The organism is Pseudomonas sp. Sample_14, assembly GCF_004307515.1.
Classification (GTDB): domain Bacteria; phylum Pseudomonadota; class Gammaproteobacteria; order Pseudomonadales; family Pseudomonadaceae; genus Aquipseudomonas; species Aquipseudomonas atacamensis.
Genome location: NZ_RCOC01000084.1, coordinates 105544 through 130139, shown reverse-complemented (window position 1 = coordinate 130139; position 24596 = coordinate 105544). Strand labels below are relative to the sequence as shown.

The window sequence follows — 24596 nt, the reverse complement described above, 5'->3', positions numbered from 1 at the left end:
TGGTTTGATCATGGTGAAGCTCCTGAGGTTATGGAGCCACTTTCCCCCTGTCGCTAAACAAGTGAAGGTGGCAGCTGTACGCAGGTTAGCGAACCGGTCTCAGGCACCCCGGTAGACCCGAAGGTCTCCCGCATACAGCCGCCATAACGTTATTGCGGGCGAAAAATCCCGCAACGAAGCCACGATCGCTGATGCACTGAGTTGATCCGGGTCGCTAAACCCGATCGCTGATTCGTCAGCGACCGGACCACGATAGAACCCGACCCCCAGGTGCACAAGCCGGCGGATTCTGGCTTGGCTGTAGGCAATGGCGCAAGGATTTGTAGCCTTGAGACCGTGTCTGCAGGTGTCTTTTAAACAGCTTCGTTTAAATCGAAAAAATGCGCCGCATTCGAAGGCCTCTTCGCGAGCAGGCTCGCTCCCACAGGGGCCGTATTCCAAATGTCCGATTGGGAATGCATTTCCAACGGTGGGAGCGAGCCTGCTCGCGAAGGGGTCAGCCCAATCAGCCGATGATCCCAAGTAAAACCGCTCTATTTCATTCCCCGGCAAAAGTTGGAAAGCTTCTTGCAACAGCCGCCCTGCGCCCGTTCGGGGCGTCAAAAGTTTGCTTTAAAGGAACGGGGAAAACCGGTGGATCGCACTCAGTTATTCAATACAGCACGCACCAACGTTGCCGACCTCAGTCGAGGCAATCTGGGCGTGCCGTTGTTGCTGCTGGTCATGCTGGCGATGATGATGTTGCCGGTACCGCCGTTCCTGCTCGACGTCTTCTTTACCTTCAACATTGCCTTGTCCATCGTCGTCCTGCTGGTCTGCGTGTATGCGCTGCGGCCGCTGGATTTCGCGGTGTTCCCGACCATTCTGCTGGTGGCGACGCTGCTGCGTCTGGCCTTGAACGTGGCCTCGACGCGGGTGGTGATGCTCCACGGTCAGGACGGCCACGCCGCCGCCGGTAAGGTGATTCAGGCCTTCGGTGAGGTGGTGATCGGCGGTAACTACGTGGTCGGTATCGTGGTCTTCGCGATTCTGATGATCATCAACTTCGTCGTGGTGACCAAGGGTGCCGGGCGGATTTCCGAGGTGAGCGCGCGTTTCACCCTCGATGCGATGCCTGGCAAACAAATGGCGATCGACGCCGACCTCAACGCCGGCCTGATCGACCAGAATCAAGCCAAGTCACGCCGTCAGGAAGTCGCCCAGGAGGCGGAGTTCTACGGTTCGATGGACGGTGCCAGCAAGTTCGTCCGTGGTGACGCGATCGCCGGCCTGCTGATTCTGTTCATCAACCTCATTGGCGGCATGGCGGTTGGTATCTTCCAGCACGGCATGAGCTTCGGCGATGCGGGCAAGGTTTACGCCTTGCTGACCATCGGTGACGGTTTAGTGGCGCAATTGCCATCACTGTTGTTATCTACAGCAGCGGCGATCATGGTGACCCGTGCTTCCGGCTCGGAAGACATGGGCAAGCAGATCAACCGCCAGATGTTCGCCTCGCCGAAAGCGCTGGCCGTGGCCGCTGGTTTGATGGCGGTGATGGGCCTGGTGCCGGGCATGCCGCACTTCTCCTTCCTGAGCATGGCGGCGCTGGCCGCAGGCGGCGCGTACCTGTTCTGGAAAAAGCAGAATGTCGCCAAGGTCGTGGCGCTGGAAGAGGTCAAGCGTCAGCAGGAACTGCTGCCGTCGCCGGCCCGCGCCATGGAAACCAAGGAGCTGGGCTGGGACGACGTGACGCCGATCGACATGATCGGCCTGGAAGTCGGCTATCGCCTGATCCCGTTGGTGGACCGCAATCAGGGTGGGCAATTGCTTGCGCGGATCAAGGGCGTGCGCAAGAAGCTCTCGCAGGATCTGGGCTTCCTGATGCCGACCGTGCACATCCGTGACAACCTCGATCTGGCGCCGAGCGCGTATCGCCTGACGCTGATGGGCGTAATCCTCGCCGAGGCCGAGATCTACCCGGATCGCGAACTGGCGATCAATCCGGGTCAGGTGTACGGCTCGCTCAACGGGATCAACGCCAAAGATCCGGCTTTTGGCCTGGAGGCGGTGTGGATCGAAATCAGCCAGCGCGCCCAGGCGCAATCGCTCGGCTACACCGTGGTCGATGCGAGCACCGTGGTCGCCACGCACTTGAACCAGATTCTGTACAAGCACTCCAGTGAGCTGATCGGCCACGAGGAAGTGCAGCAACTTATGCAATTGCTGGCCAAGAGCTCGCCGAAACTGGCGGAAGAGCTGGTGCCGGGCGTGGTTTCGCTGTCGCAGTTGCTCAAGGTCCTGCAAGCGCTGCTCGCCGAGCACGTGCCGGTGCGTGACATCCGCAGCATCGCCGAGGCGATCGCGAACAACGCTGCCAAGAGTCAAGATACCGCCGCGCTGGTCGCCGCTGTGCGGGTCGGCGTATCCCGTGCAATCGTCCAAAGCATTGTAGGCACTGAGTCCGAGCTGCCTGTAATCACATTGGAACCAAGGTTGGAACAGATATTGCTCAATAGTCTGCAGAAGGCAGGACAAGGCTCGGAAGAGGGCGTTCTGCTGGAGCCGAGCATGGCCGAGAAGCTGCAGCGTTCGTTGATCGAAGCGGCCCAGCGGCAGGAAATGCAAGGCCAACCGGTGATCCTGCTGGTGGCAGGCCCGATTCGCGCGATGCTCTCGCGCTTCGGCCGCCTCGCAGTGCCAGGCCTGCATGTGCTGGCCTACCAGGAAGTACCGGACAACAAGCAAGTGACCATCGTTGCGACAGTAGGGCCCAACGGCTGAGGTAGTGGTTTATGCAAGTTAAGCGTTTTTTCGCCGCCGATATGCGTCAGGCCATGAAGCTGGTTCGCGATGAGCTGGGCGCTGATGCCGCCATCATCGGCAACCGCCGCATTGCCGGCGGCGTCGAGTTGACGGCGGCTCTGGATTACAAATTGTCGGCGCTGGCGCCACGGGTTCCGAACATGGAACTCGAAGACGAGCTGCGCAAGACCCAGTCGCGCATCGTCACCGCCCAGGCCGAGCTGAGCCTGCGTGGCGAAGCCGACGGCAACACCAATCAGCAATTGTTCGCCGGGCTGCCATTGACCGCAGGCCTGCCGCTGACTGCTGCCGAACCGCTGAGCGAGCCGACCTACGCCGCACCGACGCGCCCGGCCGCAGCGCCTGCGCAGGCCTCGGCGGGCGTCGATCCGCGTGCACTGGATTCGATGCGTTTTGAATTGAACAACCTGCGCGAGCTGATGGAAGTGCAGCTCGGCACCCTGGCCTGGAATCAGTTGCAAGGCAGCCGTCCGGCCCAGGCCAATCTGTATCGCCGTCTGCAGCGCATCGGCCTGTCCGGCCCGCTGTCGCGCGATCTGCTGGCGATGATCACCGACATCGAAGAACCCCGTCAGGCCTGGCGCATGCTGCTGGCGCACCTGGCGCGGATGATTGCCGTACCGGAAGTCGAGCCGCTGGAAGAGGGCGGTGTGATTGCCATGGTCGGCCCCGCCGGGATGGGCAAGACCACCACGCTGGCCAAGCTCGCCGCGCGTTACGTGCTCAAGTACGGCGCGCAGAACGTCGCGCTGGTGAGCATGGACAGCTTCCGCATCGGCGCGCAGGAACAATTGAAAACCCTCGGGCGCATCCTCAACGTGCCGGTAACGCACGTCGATCCAGGTCAGTCGCTGGTGCAGGCATTGGATCCACTGCTACGCAAACGCGTGGTTTTGATCGATACTGCCGGCCTGCAAGCCAGTGATCCGGCGTTGCGCATGCAGCTCGAGAGCCTGGCCGGGCGTGGCATTCGCTCAAAAAATTATCTGGTCCTGGCAACCACCAGCCAGAAACAGGTTCTAACCGCCGCTTATCACAGTTACAAGCGTTGCGGGCTGGCCGGCTGCATCCTGACTAAACTGGATGAAACGGCCAGTCTCGGCGAAGTGCTGAGCCTGGCGATCAGTCATGAATTGCCGGTCGCGTATCTGACCGATGGCCCACGGATTCCGGATGATTTGCATCTGCCGCGTCGTCATCAACTGGTCAGCCGCGCCGTCAGCGTGCAAATGCAGGAAGAACCCAGCGAAGAAGCCATGGCTGACATGTTCGCTGATATCTATCACAGCCCGACCAAGCAGGTTGGCTGAGGTAATCATGAACAGTTTTTGTACCTACATCGATGGTCTGCCACGCATTGTTCCGATCAGGAACGCGCAGCCAGTAATGTGGCCTCCGTCTATGCAAGACAAGGTAAAGAAATAACATGGGCAGCATGCATCCCGTACAGGTGATCGCGGTGACCGGCGGCAAAGGTGGCGTCGGCAAGACTAACGTGTCAGTGAACTTGTCGCTGGCGCTGGCAGAGCTTGGCCGTCGGGTCATGCTGCTGGACGCCGACCTGGGCCTGGCGAACGTCGACGTTCTGCTGGGGCTGACACCCAAGCGCACACTGGCCGACGTTATCGAAGGCCGTTGCGAACTGCGCGACGTGCTGTTGCAAGGCCCGGGCGGGATTCGCATCGTGCCGGCGGCCTCCGGCACGCAGAGCATGGTGCACCTGAGCCCGGCGCAACACGCCGGCCTGATCCAGGCGTTCAGCGACATCGGCGACAATCTCGACGTGCTAGTGATCGACACCGCTGCGGGTATTGGTGACTCGGTAGTCAGTTTCGTTCGTGCCGCCCAGGAAGTGTTGCTGGTGGTCTGCGACGAGCCGACTTCGATCACCGACGCTTACGCGCTGATCAAGTTGCTCAACCGCGACTACGGCATGAACCGCTTCCGCGTGCTGGCCAACATGGCGCAGAGCCCGCAGGAAGGGCGCAACCTGTTCGCCAAGTTGACCAAGGTCACGGATCGCTTCCTCGACGTCGCCCTACAATACGTCGGCGCCGTGCCGTACGACGAAAGCGTGCGCAAGGCAGTGCAGAAGCAGCGCGCCGTCTACGAAGCCTTTCCCCGTTCCAAGTGCGCGCTGGCCTTCAAGGCCATCGCCCAGAAGGTCGACACCTGGCCGCTGCCGGCCAACCCGCGCGGGCATCTGGAATTTTTCGTCGAGCGTCTCGTGCAGCAAACCGCAGGGCCTGTGATATGACCGCCAGTGGCATGAATCTTTACAAAAAGTCGGCGCGTGACGCGCAATACGAATTGATCGAGCGCTACGCGCCACTGGTCAAGCGCATTGCCTATCACTTGCTGGCGCGCCTGCCGGCCAGCGTGCAGGTCGAAGACCTGATCCAGGCCGGGATGATCGGTTTGCTCGAAGTCTCGACCAAATACGACGCCAGCAAAGGCGCCAGTTTCGAAACGTACGCGGGCATTCGAATCCGCGGCGCGATGCTCGATGAAGTGCGCAAAGGGGATTGGGCGCCACGCTCGGTTCACCGTAATACCAGGATGGTCAGCGACGCGATTCGCTCGATTGAAGCTAAAACCGGCCGTGACGCTAAAGATCACGAGGTTGCGGCCGAACTCCAATTGAGTCTCGACGATTACTACGGGATTCTGAATGACACCTTGGGCAGTCGCCTGTTCAGTTTCGACGACCTCTTGCAGGACGGCGAACACGAAGGGCTGCACGAGGATGGCGCGAGTGCTCATATGGAGCCGTCACGCGATCTGGAAGATGAACGCTTCCAGGCGGCGCTGGCGGACGCGATTGCCAATTTGCCGGAGCGTGAGCGACTGGTGTTGGCGCTGTACTACGACGAAGAGCTGAACCTCAAGGAAATCGGTGAAGTCCTTGGCGTCAGTGAATCGCGGGTCAGCCAGTTACACAGCCAGTGCGCGGCCCGTCTGCGGGGGCGTTTGGGGGAGTGGCGAGCGCGCTGAAGGCAGTGTGGGGACACTGCGAAACGAGGCTGGTGCGGTGATGAACGGCGCCGGTCTCGATCCGTTGTGCTCCAGACAAACTTCGAGTGCTATGCCGATTGATTGAAGTGGCGCGTCCAGGTGCTGGGCGCGTTTAAGACTGCTTGGAGGTCGAATTGAACAAAGACATGAAAATCCTCATCGTTGATGACTTCTCAACGATGCGGCGGATCATCAAGAACCTGCTGCGCGATCTTGGGTTCACCAACACCGTCGAGGCCGACGATGGCACCACTGCCATTCCGGTGCTCAACAGCGGCAGCATCGACTTTCTGGTAACGGACTGGAACATGCCGGGCATGACCGGTATCGACCTGCTGCGTCACGTGCGCGCCGATGAAAAACTCAAGCACCTCCCGGTGTTGATGGTGACTGCTGAAGCCAAGCGCGAGCAGATCATCGAGGCCGCCCAGGCCGGTGTGAACGGTTACGTGGTCAAACCTTTCACGGCTCAAGCGTTGAAAGACAAAATCGAGAAGATTTTCGAACGCATCGGCTGATGAATGCGCGGGGGAGCTATGGAGCATAACGAATCATCACAGGGCGATTTCGAATCGACCCTGAAAAAACACGCGGTCGAACTGGTCGAGAGCCTTGAAAAAGGCAGGTTCGGCGACGCGGTGCAACTGATCCATGAGCTCAATCAGACCCGTGACCGCGGCCTGTATCAGGAAGTGGGCAAGCTCACACGTGAACTGCACAGTGCGATCGTCAATTTCCAGATTGATCCGCACATGCCGCAGGCCGAGGAAGTGTCGCAAATTACCGACGCCACCGAACGCCTGGGCTATGTGGTCAAGCTGACGGAAGCCGCGGCCAACCGCACCATGGATCTGGTGGAAAGCGCCACGCCGGTGGTCAACAGTCTCGCTGATGAAGCGCAGACGTTGAGCGCCGATTGGGGCCGCTTCATGCGTCGCGAGGTCGGGGCTGAAGAGTTCCGCGAACTGGCGCGCCGGGTCGACGGTTTTCTGTCACGCAGCAGCACGGACAACCGTGCGGTGTCGAGCAACCTCAACGACATCCTGCTGGCTCAGGATTACCAGGACCTCACAGGTCAAGTGATCAAGCGTGTGACCCAACTGGTCACCGAAGTCGAAAGCAATCTGCTCAAACTCGTGCTCATGGCCAGTCAGGTCGACCGCTTTGCGGGCATCGAACATGACCGCGCCGCAATGCTTGCTGAAAAAGATCCACAAAAACATCTCTCGCAGGGTGAAGGTCCGCAGATTCATGCCGATAAACGAGAAGACGTTGTGTCCGGTCAGGACGATGTGGACGATTTGTTATCCAGCCTTGGATTCTAGAGTTTCGGAATTCGGGTTTTTTGGGTTTTTAGACCTGTAGGAGCACCCCATTAATGAGCTTCGGCGCCGATGAAGAGATCCTTCAGGATTTCCTGGTTGAGGCCGGCGAGATTCTTGAGCAACTGTCCGAACAACTGGTCGAGCTGGAAAGCCGTCCGGATGATGCAGATCTGCTCAATGCAATTTTTCGCGGTTTCCACACTGTAAAAGGGGGCGCCGGCTTCCTTCAGCTCAATGAGCTGGTGGAGTGCTGTCACATCGCCGAAAACGTGTTCGACATCCTGCGCAAGGGTGAGCGTCGCGTTGATGCAGAACTGATGGACGTGGTGCTCGAAGCGCTGGACGCGGTGAACAGCATGTTCAGCGAAGTCCGTGAGCGTGCACCGATCACCGCTGCCACGCCGGAACTGCTGGCCGCGCTGGCGCGTCTGGCCGAGCCGCAATCGGCGGATGAAGCCGTTGCCGCGCCAGTGGAAGTGGTGGAAGAACCGGTCGCCGAAAGCGCATCGGACGACATCACCGATAACGAATTCGAACAATTGCTGGACTCGCTGAACGCCGTCAAGGCCCAGGCCGAGGCTCCGGCCGCTGTCGCTGCTCCCGCGCAGGTTGCCGACACGGCGGCCAGCGATGAAATCACCGACGCCGAATTTGAATCGCTGCTCGATCAGCTGCACGGCAAGGGCCAGTTTGCTGTCGATGCGGTTGCTCCGGCGCCAGCACCAGCGGCTCCGGCTGCGCCTGCTGCGGGCGACAGCTCGGACATCACCGACGACGAATTCGAAGCCTTGCTCGATCAGTTGCACGGCAAGGGCAACTTCGCCGTTGACGCGCTGGAATCGGCCATCGCTTCGGCGCCGGCAGCACCTGCTGCACCGGCAGCCGCTGCGGCCGGCAGTGACCTGATCAGCGATCACGAATTCGAATCGCTGCTCGACGAATTGCACGGCAAAGGCAAGTTTGACGCCAGCGCTGCGACTGCCGGCTCTGCGTCGAGCGTCGCCACGCCAGCGGCGAAAGCTCCGGCTGCCGCTGCTGCGCCGAAACCTGCCGCCAAGCCTGAACCGAAAGCTGAGGCGCCGAAACCGGCCGCTGCTGCTGCACCGGCTCCGGCCCGTGCCCCAGCCGCTGCACCGGCGGAAAAACCGGCCAGCGAAGCGGAAACCACTGTGCGCGTCGATACCGCGCGGCTCGACGAGATCATGAACATGGTCGGCGAGCTGGTGCTGGTGCGTAACCGTCTGGTGCGCCTGGGCCTTAACAGCGGCGACGAAGCCATGTCCAAGGCCGTGTCGAACCTCGACGTGGTCACCGCTGACCTGCAGACCGCCGTGATGAAAACGCGGATGCAGCCGATCAAGAAGGTCTTCGGGCGCTTCCCGCGTCTGGTTCGCGACCTCGCACGTCAGCTCAAGAAAGAAATCAACCTGGAACTGGTGGGTGAAGAAACCGACCTCGACAAAAACCTTGTCGAGGCTCTGGCCGACCCGCTGGTCCACTTGGTGCGCAACGCCGTTGACCATGGCATCGAATCGCCGGAAGAACGCGAAGCATCGGGCAAGGCTCGTGGCGGTCGCGTGGTGCTGGCGGCCGAGCAGGAAGGCGACCATATCCTGCTGTCGATCTCCGACGATGGCAAAGGCATGGACCCGAACGTCCTGCGTTCGATCGCGGTAAAACGCGGTGTGATGGACAAGGACGCGGCCGATCGCCTGAGCGATACCGAGTGCTACAACCTGATCTTCGCCCCGGGTTTCTCGACCAAGACCGAGATCTCCGACGTGTCCGGCCGTGGTGTCGGCATGGACGTGGTGAAGACCAAGATTTCCCAGCTCAACGGTTCGATCAACATCTACTCGACCAAGGGTCAGGGCTCGAAGATCGTCATCAAGGTGCCGCTGACCCTGGCGATCATGCCGACGCTGATGGTCATGCTCGGCAATCAGGCGTTCGCGTTCCCGCTGGTCAACGTCAACGAAATCTTCCACCTCGACCTGTCGACCACCAACGTCGTCGACGGTCAGGAAGTGGTGATCGTGCGCGACAAGGCGCTGCCATTGTTCTATCTCAAGCGCTGGCTGGTCAGCTCCGCTGCTCATGAAGAGCAGCGCGAAGGCCATGTGGTGATTCTTTCGGTGGGCACACAGCGGATCGGCTTCGTCGTCGATCAACTGGTCGGCCAGGAAGAAGTGGTCATCAAGCCATTGGGCAAAATGCTCCAGGGAACTCCGGGCATGTCCGGCGCCACCATCACCGGTGACGGCCGCATTGCGCTGATTCTCGATGTTCCAAGCATGCTCAAGCGTTACGCCACAAAGCGTATTTGAATCCGGGGCGGCGGCGCGATGACGCGCCGCTGCACCTAATGGAGTGTTTATGGCAGTCAAAGTCCTGGTGGTGGACGATTCGGGTTTTTTCCGCCGCCGCGTCTCGGAAATTCTTTCGGCGGATCCGAGCATCCAGGTGGTCGGCACGGCCACCAACGGTAAAGAGGCGATCGATCAGGCCATGGCCCTCAAGCCTGACGTGATCACCATGGACTACGAGATGCCGATGATGGACGGCATCACGGCAGTGCGGCACATCATGCAGCGCTGCCCGACCCCGGTGTTGATGTTCTCCTCGCTGACCCACGAAGGCGCGCGGGTAACCCTCGATGCGCTGGACGCCGGCGCGGTGGATTTCCTGCCGAAGAATTTCGAAGACATCTCGCGCAACCCCGAGAAGGTCAAGCAACTGCTGTGCGAGAAAGTCCACAGCATCTCGCGCAGCAATCGTCGTTTCAGTGCCTACAGCGCGCCGGCTCCCGCCGCTGCGCCAGCGCCGACGCCTGCTCCGGCAGCGTCGAGCTACGGCAGCCACACGAGCCACAGCAGCCCTGTCCCGGCACGTCCGGCGCCTGCGCCAGCGCCTGCTCGCGCATCCGCTGCCAGCGCTTCGTCGCCAGCACCGAAACGCAAAGCCTACAAACTGGTAGCCATCGGTACTTCGACTGGCGGCCCGGTTGCGCTGCAACGCGTACTGACGCAGTTGCCGGCGAACTTCCCGGCGCCGATCGTGCTGATCCAGCACATGCCGGCGGCGTTCACCAAAGCGTTTGCCGAACGTCTCGACAAGCTCTGCCGTATCAGCGTCAAGGAAGCCGAGGATGGCGACATCCTGCGTCCGGGCCTGGCGCTGCTGGCGCCGGGTGGCAAGCAGATGATGATCGACGGCCGTGGCGCGGTGAAGATTCTGCCGGGTGACGAACGTCTGAATTACAAGCCGTGCGTGGACATCACTTTCGGTTCTGCAGCCAAGTCCTACGGCGACAAAGTTCTGGCAGTGGTGCTGACCGGCATGGGCGCCGACGGCCGCGAAGGCGCGCGTCTGCTCAAGCAGGGCGGCAGTTCGGTGTGGGCGCAGGACGAAGCAAGCTGCGTGATCTACGGCATGCCGATGGCCATCGTCAAAGCCGATCTGGCTGACGCCGTGTATGGTCTGGACGACATCGGCAAGCACATCGTCGAGGCGTGTATCTGATGGATGTTCTCAGCCTTATCGGCCTCATCATGGCGTTCGTCGCCATCATCGGCGGCAACTACCTTGAAGGCGGCCACCTCGGCGCGCTGGCCAACGGCCCGGCGGCGTTGATCGTACTGGGCGGCACGGTCGGTGCTGCGCTGCTGCAATCGCCGATGAGCGCGTTCAAGCGCGCTATGCAGATTCTCGGCTGGATCTTCTTTCCACCGCGTGTCGACCTGGCCGGCGGCATCGACCGCGTGGTCAATTGGAGCCTGACGGCGCGCAAGGAAGGCTTGCTCGGCCTCGAAGGCGTGGCCGACGCCGAGCCTGACAGCTACTCGCGCAAGGGGCTGCAACTGCTGGTCGACGGCGCCGAGCCGGAAGCCATTCGCAGCATTCTCGAAGTGGATTTCTACACCCAGGAATCCCGCGATATCGAAGCGGCCAAAGTGTTCGAAAGCATGGGCGGCTATGCGCCGACCATTGGCATCATCGGTGCGGTGATGGGCCTGATTCACGTAATGGGCAACCTCGCCGATCCGTCGCAACTGGGTAACGGCATTGCCGTGGCGTTCGTCGCGACCATCTATGGCGTGGCCAGTGCCAACCTGATCCTCTTGCCGGTCGCGGCCAAGCTCAAGTCCATCGCGTTGCGGCAGTCGCGTTATCGCGAAATGTTGCTGGAAGGAATTCTGTCGATCGCCGAAGGTGAAAACCCTCGTTCCATTGAGTTGAAGCTGCAAGGCTTCATGGACTAAGGGAATAACCTCATGGCTCGTCGTCGCCACCAGGAAGAACACGTCAATCACGAGCGCTGGCTCGTGTCCTACGCGGATTTCATCACTTTGCTGTTCGCGTTTTTCGTGGTGATGTACTCGATCTCGTCGATCAACGAAGGCAAGTACAAAGTCATTTCCGAAGCGCTGATCGGCGTGTTTACCGACTCCGATCGCTCGCTCAAACCGATTCCGATCGGCGACGAACGACCGAAAACCGTGACCCCGGCCAAGCCGCTGGTCAAGGATGCCGAGCAGGTCGACGCCGGTATTTCCGGGGCCAGCGATCCGCTGAAAAGCATCGCCGATGACATCAGCGCCGCCTTCGGTGATTTGATCAGCTCCAACCAGATGACCGTGCGCGGCAACGAGTTGTGGGTCGAGATCGAGCTCAATTCCAGCCTGTTGTTTGGCAGCGGCGACGCCATGCCGAGCGACATCGCGTTCAACATCATCGACAAGGTCGCGGCCATCCTCAAACCGTTCGACAACCCGATCCACGTCGAAGGCTTCACCGACGATCAACCGATCCGCACCGCGCAGTACCCGACCAACTGGGAACTGTCTTCGGCGCGTTCGGCGAGCATCGTGCGCATGCTCGCCATGCAGGGCGTGAACCCTGGGCGACTGGCGTCGGTGGGCTACGGCGAATTCCAGCCAGTGGCCAACAACGCCACGGTCGAAGGCCGGGCGAAGAACCGTCGTGTGGTGCTGGTGGTGTCGCGCAATCTCGATGTGCGCCGCAGCCTGACGGGCACCGGAACCGCCAATGCGCAACCGGACGCGGCGTTGAAGCGCGCTGGCACACAAACTGCACCGACCCCGGTCAAGACGCCGGGACGCGAGAGTGCCGTCAATTCTCCGTCGCCCGCATTAACACGCTGAAGCATGTCTCGGTCAATCAACCTGGCCGGGAGGAACGAACTGAATGAGAGTCTGGGCAGTCGCCAATCAAAAGGGTGGTGTCGGTAAAACCACATCCTCCATCGCTTTAGCCGGATTGCTGGCCGAGGCGGGCAAGCGCGTGGTTGTGGTCGATCTCGACCCGCACGGCTCGATGACCAGCTATTTCGGCTACGACCCCGACAGCCTGGAACACAGCAACTACGACCTGTTTCTGCACAAGGGCAGCGTGCCGCACGGCCTGCCGGGGCAGTTGCTGTTGTCGACCAGCGACGAACGCATTTCCCTGCTGCCATCGAGCACCGCACTGGCCACCCTTGAGCGGCAGTCGCCGGGGCAGAGTGGCCTGGGTCTGGTGATCGCCAAGAGTCTGGCGCAACTGTGGCAGGACTTCGATTATGCGATCATCGACAGCCCGCCGTTGCTCGGTGTGCTGATGGTCAACGCCCTCGCGGCGAGCCAGCAACTGGTGATCCCGGTACAGACCGAGCACCTCGCCGTGAAAGGTCTGGAGCGCATGGTCAACACCCTGGCGATGATCAATCGCTCGCGCAAACAGCCGCTGCCGTTCAGCATTGTGCCGACGCTGTTCGACCGCCGCACGCAGGCGTCGATGGGCACCTTGCGCGTGCTGCGTGACAAATTCCCCGACGACATCTGGCACGGCTACATCCCGGTCGATACCCGTCTGCGCGACGCCAGCCGGGCGGGCGTCACGCCTTCGCAATTCGACGGCAAGAGCCGTGGCGTGCTGGCCTACCGCGCGCTGCTCAAGCACCTGCTCGCGCAGCAACTTGTTCCGCAGGTGGCCTGAGATGATTTCGATCTGTTTGCCCGAACCCTGTGGGAGCGAGCCTGCTCGCGAAGCAGACAACGCGGTTTCCCTGTCAGGCGCTGATCACCGATGAACCGCCCAGTGAAACTCACGTCACGTCCGCAACAGGCCTTGCAGTCCTATCTGGAAGACCTGTTGCTCGACCTGCCCGAGGACTTGCCTGCGCCGGTCGAAGCGCTGCCGCCAGTCGTCGAACAGGCGCAGCCTGAAGTGGTGGAAAGCACCGAGGCCATGGACGAGTTTCAGGCAGCGGTGCTGGAAGAGCAGGCCCGCGACGCGCAGAAATCTGCCGGCCCGGTCGCCGCGCCCGCTGCTGCCCCCGTGGGCAAAGCACCGGTGGCGCTGATCGACGAACCGCGCGCGCCACTGTCGACACTGGCGCCGCTGCTGCAAACACAATTATTGACCGTGCCGGAACCCGAACCGGAGCCAGAACCCGCGCCGCAGATTGCTGAGCCGCAGGTGCTGGTCCCGCCGCTGGTGGAAGTGCACCTGCCGCCGAACAACCCGCCGCCACCGGTCGAGCCCGATGGCCGTCCGGCCTGGGCTGCCGAAGCCTTCGAATGCTTGCTGTTCGATGTTGCCGGGTTGACCCTGGCGGTGCCGCTGGTGTGCCTCGGCTCGATCTATTCGCTGGCCGGCCACGAGCTGACGCCGCTGTTTGGCCAGCCGGAGTGGTTCCTCGGCATTCTGCCGAGCCAGGCCGGCAATCTGAAAGTCTTGGACACCGCGCGCTGGGTCATGCCGGATCGTTACCGCGATGACTTCCGGCAGGGCCTGCAATACGTGATTTCGGTACAAGGTTACGAGTGGGGGCTGGCGGTGCATCAGGTCAGCCGCTCGTTGCGCCTGGACCCGAATGAAATCAAATGGAGAAGTCACCGGGGTCAGCGGCCATGGCTCGCCGGCACCGTGATCGAGCACATGTGTGCATTGCTTGACGTATCCGCACTGGCCGAGTTGATCGCCAGCGGCGGGGCAAAGCACTTGAGTGGCAACAAGCCGCTACATAAACCGACATAGCAGCCGACATAACAATCAGGCGATGGCATTTTCCAGTGCCACCACACAGAACACACACCGCCCGGGGCGGTTTTTTCGAGGGGTCAGGGTATGAGTAGTCAGGCGTCGAATGCAAAAGGTTCTGAAGATCCGATCCTGCAATGGGTGACCTTCAAACTGGATAACGAAACCTACGGCATCAACGTGATGCGCGTGCAGGAAGTGCTGCGCTACACCGAGATCGCGCCGGTACCGGGTGCACCGAGCTACGTGCTGGGCATCATCAACCTGCGCGGCAACGTGGTCACCGTGATCGACACCCGTCAGCGCTTCGGCCTGCACAGCGGCGAGATCAGCGACAACACCCGTATCGTCATCATCGAAGCTGACAAGCAAGTCGTCGGCATCATGGTCGACAGCGTGGCCGAAGTGGTTTACCTGCGTCAGTCGGAAATCGAAACCGCGCCGAACGTCGGTAACGAAGAATCGGCCAAGTTCATCCAGGGCGTGTGCAACAAGAACAACGAACTGCTGATTCTGGTCGAGCTGGACAAGATGATGAGCGAAGAAGAATGGTCGGAACTGGAGAGCATCTGATTTGATTCTCGAGGTTGCGGTAATTGTTCTGTTCCTGTTCTGGGCCGGCACGCTGGCGATGTTCGTCTCGTACATCAAGGCGCAGCGAGTGATCGCTGCGCAGCAGGCACAGGGTGATGCGCTGCGTGATCAGCGCATCAAGGAACTGGCCAAACGCGTCGACGACTACCAGAACGGCAACGTGCGCATGGGCGAAGCCCTGCACGAGTTGCGCGCGGTGGTGAGCCCGTTGCCGGACAAGATCGTTGCACTGGAACAACGCGACCCGTCGAGCCTGTCATTCGCCCAGGCGGCGAAACTGGTGGGCATGGGCGCCAGCGTCGATGAACTGACTCAGTCGTGCGGCTTGACCCAGGCTGAAGCGGAGTTGATGCGCAAGTTGCACAAGGGCAGCTAGGAGCTTCAGGCTTCGAGCGGCAAGCAAGATCAAAAGCGCTATTCGCGAGCAGGCTCGCTCCCACATTTGATCACGGTCGAATGTGGGAGCGAGCCTGCTCGCGAAGGCGTCTTTGAAACCTCAATAATCATCCCCGCGTGCGGTGATTGAGATCGTTCCCACGCTCTGCGTGGGAACGCATCCTGGGACGCTCCGCGTTCCGCCTGTGAAATGTGACGCGGAGCGTCACGGGCGGCATTCCCACGCGGAGCGTGGGAACGATCAAATCAAAAGCGCTATTCGCGAGCAGGCTCGCTCCCACATTTGATCACGGTCGAATGTGGGAGCGAGCCTGCTCGCGAAAGCGTCTTTGAAACCTCAATAATCATCCCCGCGTGCGGTGATGTCCTTCTCGACCATCGGCGCGTTCGGGTCCTGTCCCTCGGGGAATTTGCCTTTCAGGTTCCAGGCAAACGCGATGATCTCGGCGATGGTGCGATAGAGCTCTTCGGGGATGCTGTCGCCCAGTTCCATCCGCGCCAGCAGGCGCACCAGTTCAGGGTTCTCGTAGATCGGCACTTCGTAATCGCGGGCAATGCGCAGGATCTCTTCGGCCAGTTCTTCGTCGCCCTTGGCGGTGAGGGTCGGGGCGTGGTTGCCGTCGTATTTGAGGGCGATGGCCTGGCGTGGAGCAGTGGAATCGTTCATGCGGTTTCGTCGACCCAGCGGTGTTCGAGGCGGGTTTGGTTGCCTTGCGGCGGCGTGCCGTGGTGGCAGTCGAGGTCGCCGACGTTGAGCCCGGAATCGAGCAGGCGCTGGCGCAAGGCAAACAGATTGTTCTCGATCAGATCGGCGGTGTACGGCCGCTCGGCCCACAGCTGACTGGACAGGCTGCCGGCGATCAGTTGCGCCTGAATCTGCATCGGCCCGAGCGGTTCCAGATCGAAGGCCAGATCGACGCGCCACAACTGCTGTTTGGCTTCGCGCTCATCGCGGCGTTCGTGTGGCTGCGGCTCGCGCTCCGGCGCTTCTTCACGCTGGAACTTGACCTGCAACGGCACGATGTCTTGCAAATTGCGCATGGGGATTTCCAGCTGCCAGGTGCTGAGCAGGCGGCCATCGTCGGTGACGCCGGTCTGTTCCAGGCTCGACAGCTGATGGCTTTGCAGACGCGACACCGCAGCGGCGGCGAGGCGCAGCAGTTGTTCGAGATCACCTTCGCCTTCGAGTTTTGCCAGCAGGCGTTCGGGCAATGGGAAACTGCTCGGTACCGGTTTGGCGCTGACCTGGCCGAGGGTGCCGAGGGCGTTCCGGACGAAACTCGGCAGCGCTTGCGCCAGGGTGTTGGCGGCGATGATTGCATTGAAATTGGTGTTGCTTGGCAGGCCCGGGGTCAGTTGCGCGATCAGTTTGAGCAGGTCGGCCTTCATGTCCGGGGCGAGCGTGGGATTTTGTCCGCCGAGCAATTTCGCTTCGAGGAACGCGCCGCTGTTGGCCAAGGCCAGCGCCACGCCTTTGGCGGTGCTCATTTGTTGCACGTCCGGCAGGCTGGCGAGCAGCTTGTCGACCACCGCGCGCAGATCGGCCGAGGTCTGGTCAGTGGTAGGCGGCAGATTTTGCAACATCTTCAGCAGGCCATCGAGCGAGCCCTGACGACTTTGCTGACCGAGCAATTGCTGACTGACCGCCAGTTGCTCCTGACGGCTGCTCAGCGGCACGAATTTGAGGGTTTGCGCATCCTGCACCTGCGCCGACAACAAGGTGCCGATGCGCAGCGGTTGCGGGCTGTCGACGGTCAAGGTGCTGCCGCTCAATGCGGTGTTGAGCAGGGTGACCATCGAGCGAAATACCGCCGCTTGCCCCGGCGTCTGCGGCAGGGCTTGCGAGGTCACGACTTTGCCTTGCAGCAAGGTGCCGGCGGGCAATTGCGCGGTATCGATGCGGGTCAGGGTGGCGACGCTGCTGGCAATCGCCTGTTGTACGGTGATCGCCAGATTGCCGGCCGACGGCTGAGTGATCGCCAGGTTGGTGCCCTGTGGCAACGGCAGGTTGCTGCTGGCCTGCACGGTGGTCTGACGGCCGCTGTCGAGGGTCACCTTGAGCAGCAATTCAAAGGTCTGATCGGCCTGCTTGAGCGACAACACCTCGGCCTTGGCGCTTTGCCCCGCGCCGATCAAGCCCTCGACCGGCGTCAGCAGCTTGAGCAGTTCACCCGTCTGCGGGCGAGCGCTCGCCGGCACGGTGGGTGGCAGCGGGAGGATGTTCATTTCGCCTGTCATACGCGGACACAACCTGAGGAAATTGCGCTCTTGAGAGTAAGGCACGGCATGTATAATGCCGCGCGTCGTGCGCTTCGTTCAAAAAACCTGGCAATTGTTTGATCCAGCTCGCCAGATCGAGCGATCAAAGCATCTATGCTGCATCTCTTTAACGGCCGCTCCAGAGCCGACTTGAACCGTATAAGGCCCGTGATCCCTTGACCAGTCCTGTCCTGCAAACCGTTGCCCTGGCGTGTGAACGCGATCTCAGGCTGCTTTTCGAAAACCTCGAATTGCGCCTGGCCAGTGGCGACATGGTGCAGATCAGCGGCCCCAACGGCAGCGGCAAGACCAGTCTTTTACGTCTGCTCGCCGGTTTGATGCAACCCACCGACGGCCAGGTGCTGCTCAACGGTCAGCCGCTGGCGGAGCAACGCAGCGAACTGGCGCGAAACCTGTTGTGGATCGGCCACGCCGCCGGGATCAAGGATCTGCTCACTCCCGAAGAAAACCTCTCGTGGCTGTGCGCCTTGCATCATCCCGCCGAGCGCGAGGCGATCTGGCAGGCGCTGGCAGCGGTAGGATTGCGCGGTTTCGAAGACGTTCCCTGCCACAGTCTTTCCGCCGGCCAACAGCGCCGTGTGGCGCTGGCGCGGTTGTATCTGGACAGCCCGCCGTTGTGGATTCTCGACGAACCGTTCACCGCGCTGGACAAGCAGGGGGTTGCGCAACTGGAAGAGCATCTGGCCGGCCACTGCGAACGCGGCGGCCTGGTGGTGCTGACCACCCACCACACCCTGAGCCGCATGCCAGCCGGTTATCGCGACATCGATCTGGGGAAATGGGCGGTATGAGTGTCTTCGGCCTGCTGCTTGCCCGCGAATCGCGACTGCTGTTCCGCCGCCCGGCGGAGCTGGCCAATCCGCTGATTTTCTTTGCCATCGTCATTGCCCTTTTCCCGCTGGCCGTCGGCCCGGAAACTCAAGTCTTGCAAAACCTGTCCCCGGGGTTAGTCTGGGTGGCGGCGTTGTTGTCGGTCCTGCTGTCGCTGGACGGATTGTTTCGCAGTGACTTCGAAGACGGCTCGCTGGAACAGTGGGTCCTTTCGTCGCACCCGCTGCCGCTTCTGGTCCTGGCCAAGGTGCTGGCACACTGGCTGTTCTCTGGTCTGGCACTGGTGCTGCTGTCGCCGTTGCTGGCGTTGATGCTCGGTTTGCCGGCCGCGTGCCTGCCGGTGCTGCTGCTGTCGTTGCTGTTGGGCACGCCGGTGTTGAGCCTGCTCGGTGCAGTCGGCGCGGCGCTGACGGTCGGTCTGAAGCGCGGCGGCCTGTTGCTGGCGCTGCTGATTCTGCCGTTGTACATCCCGGTGTTGATCCTTGGCAGCGGCGCGTTGCAAGCGGCGCTGCAAGGCATGCCGGCGACCGGATACCTGTTGTGGATGGCCAGCCTCACAGCGCTGGCGATCACCCTGACACCCTTTGCAATAGCCGCTGGCCTGAAGATCAGCGTCGGCGAATAATAATGAGGCCTGGTCAAAAATTGACCACTTCTATCAGAAGAAAGGCATGACCCTCTGCCAGCTCGCGATGATGAGCGGCAACCGTGATGGAAACAGTATGAACTGGACCTGGTTTCACAAGCTCGGCTCGCCCAAGTGGTTCTACGGCATCAGCGGCAAGTTCCTGCCGTGGTTGAGCATTGCAGCGTTGCTGCTGATCGGCGTTGGCGTGGTCTGGGGCCTGGCCTTCGCGCCGCCGGATTACCAGCAAGGCAACAGCTTTCGCATCATCTATATCCACGTACCTGCAGCGATGCTCGCCCAGTCGATCTACGTGATGCTCGCGGTCTGCGGCGTGGTCGGGCTGGTGTGGAAGATGAAACTGGCCGATGTCGCCCTGCAATGCGCCGCACCGATCGGTGCGTGGATGACTGCCGTGGCGCTGGTCACCGGGGCCATCTGGGGCAAGCCGACCTGGGGCTCGTGGTGGGTGTGGGATGCGCGCCTGACCTCGATGCTGATTCTGCTGTTCCTGTATTTCGGCGTGATCGCGCTGGGCAATGCCATCAGCAACCGCGACAGCGCCGCCAAGGCCTGCGCGGTGCTGGCGATTGTTGGCGTGATCAACATTCCGATCATCAAATACTCGGTGGAGTGGTGGAACACCCTGCACCAGGGCGCGACGTTCACCCTCACGGAAAAGCCGGCGATGCCGGCGGAAATGTGGCTGCCGCTGCTGCTGACGGTGCTGGGTTTCTACTGCTTCTTCGGCGCCGTGCTGTTGCTGCGCATGCGTCTTGAAGTGCTCAAGCGCGAGGCCCGCGCCAGTTGGGTGAAGACCGAAGTGCAGCAGAGTCTGGAGGCGGTGCGATGAGTTTTGCTTCATTCGGCGATTTTCTCGCCATGGGCCATCACGGCCTGTATGTCTGGTCGGCCTACGGCATCTGTCTGGCGGTGCTGGCCCTCAACGTGGTGGCGCCTATTGCGGCGCGCAAGCGTTATCTGCAACAAGAGGCGCGTCGTCTGCGCCGGGAGAACGGCAAGTGAATGCGCTGCGCAAAAAACGTCTGATCATCATTCTGGCGATTCTGGTCGGAGTGGGCGCTGCTGTCGGCCTGGCCCTGAGCGCGCTGCAGGAAAACATCAATCTGTTTTACACGCCGACGCAGATCGCCAACGGCGAAGCGCCGCAAGACACGCGCATCCGCGCCGGCGGCATGGTCGAGGCCGGTTCGCTGCAACGCTCCAAGGATTCGCTGGACGTCAAATTCGTCGTCACCGACTTCAACAAATCCGTGACCATCGCCTATCGCGGCATCCTCCCGGATCTGTTCCGTGAAGGGCAGGGCATTGTCGCCCTCGGCAAGCTCAACGCTGATGGCGTGGTGGTCGCCGATGAAGTGCTGGCCAAGCACGACGAGAAGTACATGCCGCCGGAAGTGACCAAAGCGCTGAAGGACAGCGGTCAATCCGCACCGACGCCTGTGAAGGAGGGTTGATCGATGGCCGCCGCACTGTTTATTCCGGAGCTGGGCCACCTGGCCATGATCCTCGCGCTGTGTTTTGCACTGGTCCAAGCGCTGGTGCCGATGCTCGGCGCGTGGCGCGGTGACCGCTTGTGGATGAGCCTGGCGCAACCGGCAGCGTGGGGCCAGTTTGCCTTTCTGCTGTTTGCCTTCGGCTGCCTGACCTACGCGTTCATGACCGACGATTTCTCGGTCGGCTACGTGGCGATGAACTCCAACAGCGCGCTGCCGTGGTACTACAAATTCAGCGCGGTGTGGGGCGCCCACGAAGGTTCGCTGCTGCTGTGGGCGTTGATCCTCGGCGGCTGGACCTTCGCCGTGTCGGTGTTCTCCCGGCAGTTGCCGCAAGTCATGCTCGCCCGCGTCCTGGCGGTGATGGGCATGATCAGCACCGGGTTCCTGCTGTTTCTGATTCTTACCTCAAACCCGTTCGCGCGGATCCTGCCGCAGATTCCCGCCGACGGTCGCGACCTCAACCCGTTGCTGCAAGACATCGGCCTGATCGTGCATCCGCCAATGCTGTACATGGGTTACGTCGGTTTCTCCGTAGCGTTCGCGTTCGCTATCGCCGCGCTGCTCGGCGGGCGTCTCGATGCGGCGTGGGCGCGCTGGTCGCGGCCATGGACCATCGTCGCCTGGGCCTTCCTCGGCATCGGCATCACCCTCGGTTCGTGGTGGGCGTACTACGAGCTCGGCTGGGGCGGCTGGTGGTTCTGGGACCCGGTGGAAAACGCCTCGTTCATGCCGTGGCTGGTCGGCACCGCGTTGATTCACTCGCTGGCGGTTACCGAAAAGCGTGGCGTGTTCAAGAGCTGGACGGTGTTGCTGGCGATCGCCGCGTTCTCGTTGAGCCTGCTCGGCACCTTCCTCGTACGCTCGGGCGTGCTGACTTCGGTGCATGCCTTCGCTTCGGATCCCGAGCGCGGCGTGTTCATCCTGATTTTCCTGCTGTTCGTGGTCGGCGGTTCGCTGACGCTGTTTGCGCTGCGTGCGCCGGTGGTGAAAAGTCAGGTTGGCTTCAACCTGTGGTCGCGCGAGACTTTGCTACTGGGCAACAACCTGGTGCTGGTCGTCGCTGCATCGATGATCCTGCTTGGCACGTTGTATCCGCTGATTCTTGATGCCATCAGCGGCGCCAAGCTCTCGGTCGGCCCGCCATACTTCAACGCGTTGTTCATTCCGTTGATGGCGTTGCTGATGCTGGTCATGGCGATCGGCGTGATCGTGCGCTGGAAGGACACGCCAGTGAAATGGCTGGCGAGCATGCTCACTCCGGTGCTGCTCGGCAGCGTCGCATTGGCCGTGGTGGCCGGCGTGGCGTACGGCGATTTCAACTGGGCAGTGATCGCGACGTTCCTGCTGGCGGCGTGGGTGTTGCTCGCCGGCGTGCGCGATCTGTTCGACAAGACTCGGCACAAAGGCCTGATCAAAGGTCTGCCGACGCTGACCCGCAGCTATTGGGGCATGCAGATCGCCCACCTCGGCATCGCCGTGTGCGCGCTGGGCGTGGTGTTGTCGAGCCAGAACAGTGCCGAGCGCGACCTGCGTCTGGCACCGGGCGAGTCGATGGATCTGGCCGGTTATCAGTTCGTCTTCGAAGGCGCCAAGCATTTCGAAGGGCCGAATTTCACCTCGGACAAAGGCACCATCCGCGTCATTCGTGACGGCGAGGAAATCAGCGTGCTGCACCCGGAAAAACGTCTGTATACCGTGCAGAACTCGGTGATGACCGAAGCCGGCATCGATGCCGGTTTCACCCGCGATCTCTACGTCGCCCTCGGCGAGCCGCTGGATAACGGCGCCTGGGCCGTGCGCGTACACGTCAAACCGTTCGTGCGCTGGATCTGGTTCGGCGGCTTGCTCACCGGATTGGGTGGTTTGCTGGCGGCGCTGGATCGGCGTTATCGGGTCAAGGTGAAAAGCAAAGTGCGCGAAGCGCTGGGCATGACGGGAGCGGCGGCATGAGGCGTTGGTTGATGTTGTTGCCGCTGGCGATTTTTCTGCTGGTGGCGGTGTTTCTTTATCGTGGGCTGTATCTGGATCCGGCGGAGCTTCCGTCGGCGATGATCAACAAGCCGTTCCCGGAGTTTTCCCTGCCGAGTGTGCAGGGTGACAAGACGCTGACCAAGGCCGACATCCTCGGCAAACCGGCGCTGGTCAATGTCTGGGGCACCTGGTGCATTTCTTGCCGCGTAGAGCATCCGGTGCTGAACAAACTCGCCGAGCGCGGCGTGGTGATCTACGGCATCAACTACAAGGACACCAACGCTGATGCCTTGAAGTGGCTGGCGGAATTCCACAATCCATATGCGCTGGATATCCGTGACGACGAGGGTTCGCTGGGCTTGAATCTTGGTGTCTACGGCGCGCCGGAAACCTTCTTCATCGACGCCAAAGGCATCATCCGCGACAAGTTCGTCGGGGTGATCGACGAGCAGGTCTGGCGCGAAAAACTCGCAGCCAAGTATCAGGCGCTGGTCGATGAGGCCAAGCCATGAAGGGTTTTCTCGCAGCGGTGGTGCTGGGTTTGAGCCTGGCCGGTGTCGCCCATGCGGCCATCGACACCTACGAATTTGCCAAAGAGGGCGACCGCGAGCGTTTCCGCGAACTGACCAAGGAACTGCGCTGCCCCAAATGCCAGAACCAGGACATTGCCGACTCCAACGCGCCGATCGCCGCCGACCTGCGCAAGGAGATTTTCCGCATGCTCGGCGAGGGCAAGGACAATCAGCAGATCATCGACTTCATGGTCGATCGCTACGGTGATTTCGTCCGCTACAAACCGGCGCTCAATGCCAAGACCGCGCTGCTGTGGTTCGGCCCGGCCGGGCTGCTGCTCGGTGGTTTCGTGGTGATCGCGCTGATCGTGCGCAGGCGTCGCGGGCAACGCGCCGAAACGCCGTCATCGCTGTCTGCCGAAGAACGTCAGCGCCTCGACCAACTGTTGGATAAAAACCAAGAATGATTGATTTCTGGCTCGCCGCAGGGCTGTTGCTTCTGGTCGCCCTGAGTTTTCTGCTGATCCCGGTGCTGCGCGAACGCCGCGCCCAGCGGGAAGAAGATCGCACCGCGTTGAACGTCGCGCTGTACCAGGAACGGGTGGCCGAGCTGCAAGCGCAGCAGGCCGAGGGCGTGCTCGACGCCGCGCAACTGGACAGCGGCCGCGCGGAAGCTGCGCGTGAACTGCTCGCCGACACCGAAGGCGCCGCCACGCCGCGTGTCTCGCGCCTGGGTAAACCGTTGCCGCTGCTGGCCGCTGTGCTGGTACCGGTGCTGGGCCTCGGTCTGTACCTGCATTTCGGCGCCGCCGACAAGGTCGAACTGACCCGCGAATTCGCTCAGGCACCGCAGTCGATGGAAGAGATGACCCAGCGTCTGGAACGTGCGGTTGCCGCACAACCGGATTCCGCTGAAGGTCTGTATTTCCTCGGCCGTACCTACATGGCTCAGGACCGCCCGGCAGACGCGGCGAAGATGTTCGAACGCGCCGCCAACCTCTCCGGTCGCCAGCCGGAGCTGCTCGGCCAATGGGCGCAGGCGCAGTATTTTGCTGACGGTAAAAAGTGGTCGGAGCAGATTCAGAAACTGACCGATGAAGCGCTGAAGGCTGATCCGAAAGAAGTCACCAGCCTCGGCCTGCTCGGCATCGCCGCGTTCGAAGGTGAGCGTTATCAGGAGGCCATCGACTACTGGAATCGCCTGCTCGCGCAACTGCCGCCGGATGACAACTCTCGCGCTGCGCTGCAAGGCGGCATCGAGCGTGCCGCCGAACGCCTGAAAGCCAGCGGTGGCCAGGTTGCCCAGGCAGCGGCGCCGAAAAGCGCGTTGCTGACAGTCAGCGTGGATCTGGCCAGCGAACTCAAAGGCAAGGTGCAACCGGGCGACAGCGTGTTCATCTTCGCCCGCGCCACTTCTGGCCCACCGGCGCCGCTGGCGGCCAAACGCCTGACCGTGGCTGACCTGCCGGTGACCGTCGAACTGGGCGATGCCGACGCAATGATGCCGCAGTTGAAACTGTCCAACTTCCCTGAAGTCCAACTGGTTGCGCGCATCTCACGGGCCGGTCAACCGACTGTCGGTGAGTGGATCGGTCGCAGCGGCCCATTGGCCAGCAGCACCACAGCGCTCCAAAAACTGACCATCGACAGCCCGGACAAGTAACCGGACCCAACAGGA

The 24596-nt window shown here is 61.6% G+C and carries 25 protein-coding genes; 23 read left to right on the top strand and 2 right to left on the bottom strand.

From position 1 onward, the window contains the following. The first annotated feature begins 633 nt into the window (after positions 1-633). The 14 genes from flhA to D8U61_RS19960 all read left to right on the top strand — a co-directional run bounded on the left by flhA (position 634) and on the right by D8U61_RS19960 (position 15159). Positions 634-2763 (top strand): flagellar biosynthesis protein FlhA, encoded by a 2130-nt coding sequence (gene flhA, locus D8U61_RS20025; RefSeq protein ID WP_016771062.1) that lies wholly within the window; start codon positions 634-636, stop codon positions 2761-2763. A gap of 11 nt (positions 2764-2774) precedes the next feature. Continuing rightward, on the top strand, positions 2775-4115 hold the full coding sequence (flhF, locus tag D8U61_RS20020; RefSeq protein ID WP_130927513.1) for a flagellar biosynthesis protein FlhF: 1341 nt from the start codon (positions 2775-2777) through the stop codon (positions 4113-4115). A 116-nt stretch (positions 4116-4231) separates the two neighbouring features. Then, positions 4232-5062: a flagellar synthesis regulator FleN gene (fleN, locus tag D8U61_RS20015; RefSeq protein ID WP_016771060.1), complete on the top strand. Its 831-nt coding sequence runs from the start codon at positions 4232-4234 to the stop codon at positions 5060-5062. Further along, entirely contained in the window at positions 5059-5799 is a 741-nt protein-coding gene (fliA, locus tag D8U61_RS20010; protein ID WP_016771059.1) for an RNA polymerase sigma factor FliA, read from the top strand. Before fleN ends, fliA begins: the two co-directional genes overlap by 4 nt. A gap of 167 nt (positions 5800-5966) precedes the next feature. After that, positions 5967-6338: a chemotaxis response regulator CheY gene (locus tag D8U61_RS20005; protein ID WP_024012118.1), complete on the top strand. Its 372-nt coding sequence runs from the start codon at positions 5967-5969 to the stop codon at positions 6336-6338. 18 nt (positions 6339-6356) lie between these two features. Then, positions 6357-7145 carry a protein phosphatase CheZ gene (locus D8U61_RS20000; protein ID WP_042607546.1) on the top strand — a complete coding sequence of 263 codons (789 nt, stop codon included), beginning with the start codon at positions 6357-6359 and terminating at the stop codon, positions 7143-7145. A gap of 53 nt (positions 7146-7198) precedes the next feature. Continuing rightward, positions 7199-9472, top strand: coding sequence for a chemotaxis protein CheA (locus D8U61_RS19995; protein WP_125927021.1), 2274 nt, complete (start codon positions 7199-7201; stop codon positions 9470-9472). A gap of 49 nt (positions 9473-9521) precedes the next feature. Next, complete coding sequence (locus D8U61_RS19990; RefSeq protein ID WP_056783833.1) at positions 9522-10667, top strand: chemotaxis response regulator protein-glutamate methylesterase; 1146 nt, start codon at positions 9522-9524, stop codon at positions 10665-10667. Continuing rightward, positions 10667-11407: a flagellar motor protein gene (locus D8U61_RS19985; protein WP_016771055.1), complete on the top strand. Its 741-nt coding sequence runs from the start codon at positions 10667-10669 to the stop codon at positions 11405-11407. The genes D8U61_RS19990 and D8U61_RS19985 overlap by 1 nt, the downstream gene beginning before the upstream one ends. A 12-nt stretch (positions 11408-11419) precedes the next feature. Then, a complete protein-coding gene (motD, locus tag D8U61_RS19980; RefSeq protein ID WP_016771054.1) occupies positions 11420-12310 on the top strand; it encodes a flagellar motor protein MotD in 891 nt (296 codons plus the stop codon). Between the two features lie 43 nt (positions 12311-12353). Continuing rightward, entirely contained in the window at positions 12354-13142 is a 789-nt protein-coding gene (locus D8U61_RS19975; RefSeq protein ID WP_130902403.1) for a ParA family protein, read from the top strand. Between the two features lie 90 nt (positions 13143-13232). Further along, positions 13233-14186, top strand: coding sequence for a CheW domain-containing protein (locus tag D8U61_RS19970; protein WP_130927512.1), 954 nt, complete (start codon positions 13233-13235; stop codon positions 14184-14186). A gap of 90 nt (positions 14187-14276) precedes the next feature. Further along, positions 14277-14762, top strand: a complete 486-nt coding sequence (locus D8U61_RS19965) for a chemotaxis protein CheW (RefSeq protein ID WP_016771050.1) — start codon at positions 14277-14279, stop codon at positions 14760-14762. A 1-nt stretch (position 14763) separates the two neighbouring features. Beyond that, entirely contained in the window at positions 14764-15159 is a 396-nt protein-coding gene (locus tag D8U61_RS19960; RefSeq protein ID WP_016771049.1) for a DUF2802 domain-containing protein, read from the top strand. 357 nt (positions 15160-15516) lie between these two features. On the opposite strand, the gene D8U61_RS19955 is transcribed toward D8U61_RS19960, so the two are convergent. Continuing rightward, the gene (locus D8U61_RS19955) at positions 15517-15846 is read right to left on the bottom strand and encodes an EscU/YscU/HrcU family type III secretion system export apparatus switch protein (protein WP_016770586.1); all 330 of its coding nucleotides are present in this window, start codon (positions 15844-15846) and stop codon (positions 15517-15519) included. Beyond that, complete coding sequence (locus D8U61_RS19950; protein WP_125927018.1) at positions 15843-17417, bottom strand: flagellar hook-length control protein FliK; 1575 nt, start codon at positions 17415-17417, stop codon at positions 15843-15845. The genes D8U61_RS19955 and D8U61_RS19950 overlap by 4 nt, the downstream gene beginning before the upstream one ends. A gap of 197 nt (positions 17418-17614) precedes the next feature. On the opposite strand from D8U61_RS19950, the gene ccmA reads away from it, so the two are divergent. From ccmA to ccmI, 9 genes are all read left to right on the top strand, one after another. Further along, the gene (ccmA, locus tag D8U61_RS19945) at positions 17615-18250 is read left to right on the top strand and encodes a cytochrome c biogenesis heme-transporting ATPase CcmA (RefSeq protein WP_041479623.1); all 636 of its coding nucleotides are present in this window, start codon (positions 17615-17617) and stop codon (positions 18248-18250) included. Then, a complete protein-coding gene (ccmB, locus tag D8U61_RS19940) occupies positions 18247-18915 on the top strand; it encodes a heme exporter protein CcmB (RefSeq protein ID WP_039763615.1) in 669 nt (222 codons plus the stop codon). The genes ccmA and ccmB overlap by 4 nt, the downstream gene beginning before the upstream one ends. 97 nt (positions 18916-19012) lie before the next feature. Then, on the top strand, positions 19013-19768 hold the full coding sequence (locus D8U61_RS19935; RefSeq protein ID WP_122611635.1) for a heme ABC transporter permease: 756 nt from the start codon (positions 19013-19015) through the stop codon (positions 19766-19768). Then, positions 19765-19941, top strand: a complete 177-nt coding sequence (gene ccmD, locus D8U61_RS19930) for a heme exporter protein CcmD (RefSeq protein ID WP_016771045.1) — start codon at positions 19765-19767, stop codon at positions 19939-19941. The genes D8U61_RS19935 and ccmD overlap by 4 nt, the downstream gene beginning before the upstream one ends. Continuing rightward, positions 19938-20393 (top strand): cytochrome c maturation protein CcmE, encoded by a 456-nt coding sequence (gene ccmE, locus D8U61_RS19925; protein WP_016771044.1) that lies wholly within the window; start codon positions 19938-19940, stop codon positions 20391-20393. Before ccmD ends, ccmE begins: the two co-directional genes overlap by 4 nt. A gap of 3 nt (positions 20394-20396) precedes the next feature. Further along, on the top strand, positions 20397-22385 hold the full coding sequence (locus D8U61_RS19920; protein ID WP_130887164.1) for a heme lyase CcmF/NrfE family subunit: 1989 nt from the start codon (positions 20397-20399) through the stop codon (positions 22383-22385). Continuing rightward, a complete protein-coding gene (locus D8U61_RS19915; RefSeq protein WP_016771042.1) occupies positions 22382-22918 on the top strand; it encodes a DsbE family thiol:disulfide interchange protein in 537 nt (178 codons plus the stop codon). Before D8U61_RS19920 ends, D8U61_RS19915 begins: the two co-directional genes overlap by 4 nt. After that, positions 22915-23385, top strand: coding sequence for a cytochrome c-type biogenesis protein (locus D8U61_RS19910; protein WP_073472741.1), 471 nt, complete (start codon positions 22915-22917; stop codon positions 23383-23385). The genes D8U61_RS19915 and D8U61_RS19910 overlap by 4 nt, the downstream gene beginning before the upstream one ends. After that, entirely contained in the window at positions 23382-24581 is a 1200-nt protein-coding gene (gene ccmI, locus D8U61_RS19905) for a c-type cytochrome biogenesis protein CcmI (RefSeq protein WP_130927511.1), read from the top strand. Before D8U61_RS19910 ends, ccmI begins: the two co-directional genes overlap by 4 nt. Positions 24582-24596 lie beyond the last annotated feature (15 nt).

Excerpts from the sequence above, each read along its gene's own strand:
- D8U61_RS19915 (WP_016771042.1), top strand. The coding sequence starts at position 22,382 with ATGAGGCGTTGGTTGATGTTGTTGCCGCTGGCGATTTTTCTGCTGGTG.
- D8U61_RS19990 (WP_056783833.1), top strand. The coding sequence starts at position 9,522 with ATGGCAGTCAAAGTCCTGGTGGTGGACGATTCGGGTTTTTTCCGCCGC.
- D8U61_RS20005 (WP_024012118.1), top strand. The coding sequence starts at position 5,967 with ATGAAAATCCTCATCGTTGATGACTTCTCAACGATGCGGCGGATCATC.
- ccmD (WP_016771045.1), top strand. The coding sequence starts at position 19,765 with ATGAGTTTTGCTTCATTCGGCGATTTTCTCGCCATGGGCCATCACGGC.
- D8U61_RS20000 (WP_042607546.1), top strand. The coding sequence starts at position 6,357 with ATGGAGCATAACGAATCATCACAGGGCGATTTCGAATCGACCCTGAAA.
- D8U61_RS19935 (WP_122611635.1), top strand. The coding sequence starts at position 19,013 with ATGAACTGGACCTGGTTTCACAAGCTCGGCTCGCCCAAGTGGTTCTAC.
- D8U61_RS19910 (WP_073472741.1), top strand. The coding sequence starts at position 22,915 with ATGAAGGGTTTTCTCGCAGCGGTGGTGCTGGGTTTGAGCCTGGCCGGT.
- motD (WP_016771054.1), top strand. The coding sequence starts at position 11,420 with ATGGCTCGTCGTCGCCACCAGGAAGAACACGTCAATCACGAGCGCTGG.
- D8U61_RS19985 (WP_016771055.1), top strand. The coding sequence starts at position 10,667 with ATGGATGTTCTCAGCCTTATCGGCCTCATCATGGCGTTCGTCGCCATC.
- D8U61_RS19975 (WP_130902403.1), top strand. The coding sequence starts at position 12,354 with ATGAGAGTCTGGGCAGTCGCCAATCAAAAGGGTGGTGTCGGTAAAACC.
- D8U61_RS19970 (WP_130927512.1), top strand. The coding sequence starts at position 13,233 with ATGAACCGCCCAGTGAAACTCACGTCACGTCCGCAACAGGCCTTGCAG.
- D8U61_RS19920 (WP_130887164.1), top strand. The coding sequence starts at position 20,397 with ATGGCCGCCGCACTGTTTATTCCGGAGCTGGGCCACCTGGCCATGATC.
- D8U61_RS19965 (WP_016771050.1), top strand. The coding sequence starts at position 14,277 with ATGAGTAGTCAGGCGTCGAATGCAAAAGGTTCTGAAGATCCGATCCTG.
- D8U61_RS19950 (WP_125927018.1), bottom strand. The coding sequence starts at position 17,417 with ATGACAGGCGAAATGAACATCCTCCCGCTGCCACCCACCGTGCCGGCG.
- fleN (WP_016771060.1), top strand. The coding sequence starts at position 4,232 with ATGGGCAGCATGCATCCCGTACAGGTGATCGCGGTGACCGGCGGCAAA.
- ccmB (WP_039763615.1), top strand. The coding sequence starts at position 18,247 with ATGAGTGTCTTCGGCCTGCTGCTTGCCCGCGAATCGCGACTGCTGTTC.
- ccmI (WP_130927511.1), top strand. The coding sequence starts at position 23,382 with ATGATTGATTTCTGGCTCGCCGCAGGGCTGTTGCTTCTGGTCGCCCTG.
- D8U61_RS19955 (WP_016770586.1), bottom strand. The coding sequence starts at position 15,846 with ATGAACGATTCCACTGCTCCACGCCAGGCCATCGCCCTCAAATACGAC.
- D8U61_RS19995 (WP_125927021.1), top strand. The coding sequence starts at position 7,199 with ATGAGCTTCGGCGCCGATGAAGAGATCCTTCAGGATTTCCTGGTTGAG.
- fliA (WP_016771059.1), top strand. The coding sequence starts at position 5,059 with ATGACCGCCAGTGGCATGAATCTTTACAAAAAGTCGGCGCGTGACGCG.
- flhF (WP_130927513.1), top strand. The coding sequence starts at position 2,775 with ATGCAAGTTAAGCGTTTTTTCGCCGCCGATATGCGTCAGGCCATGAAG.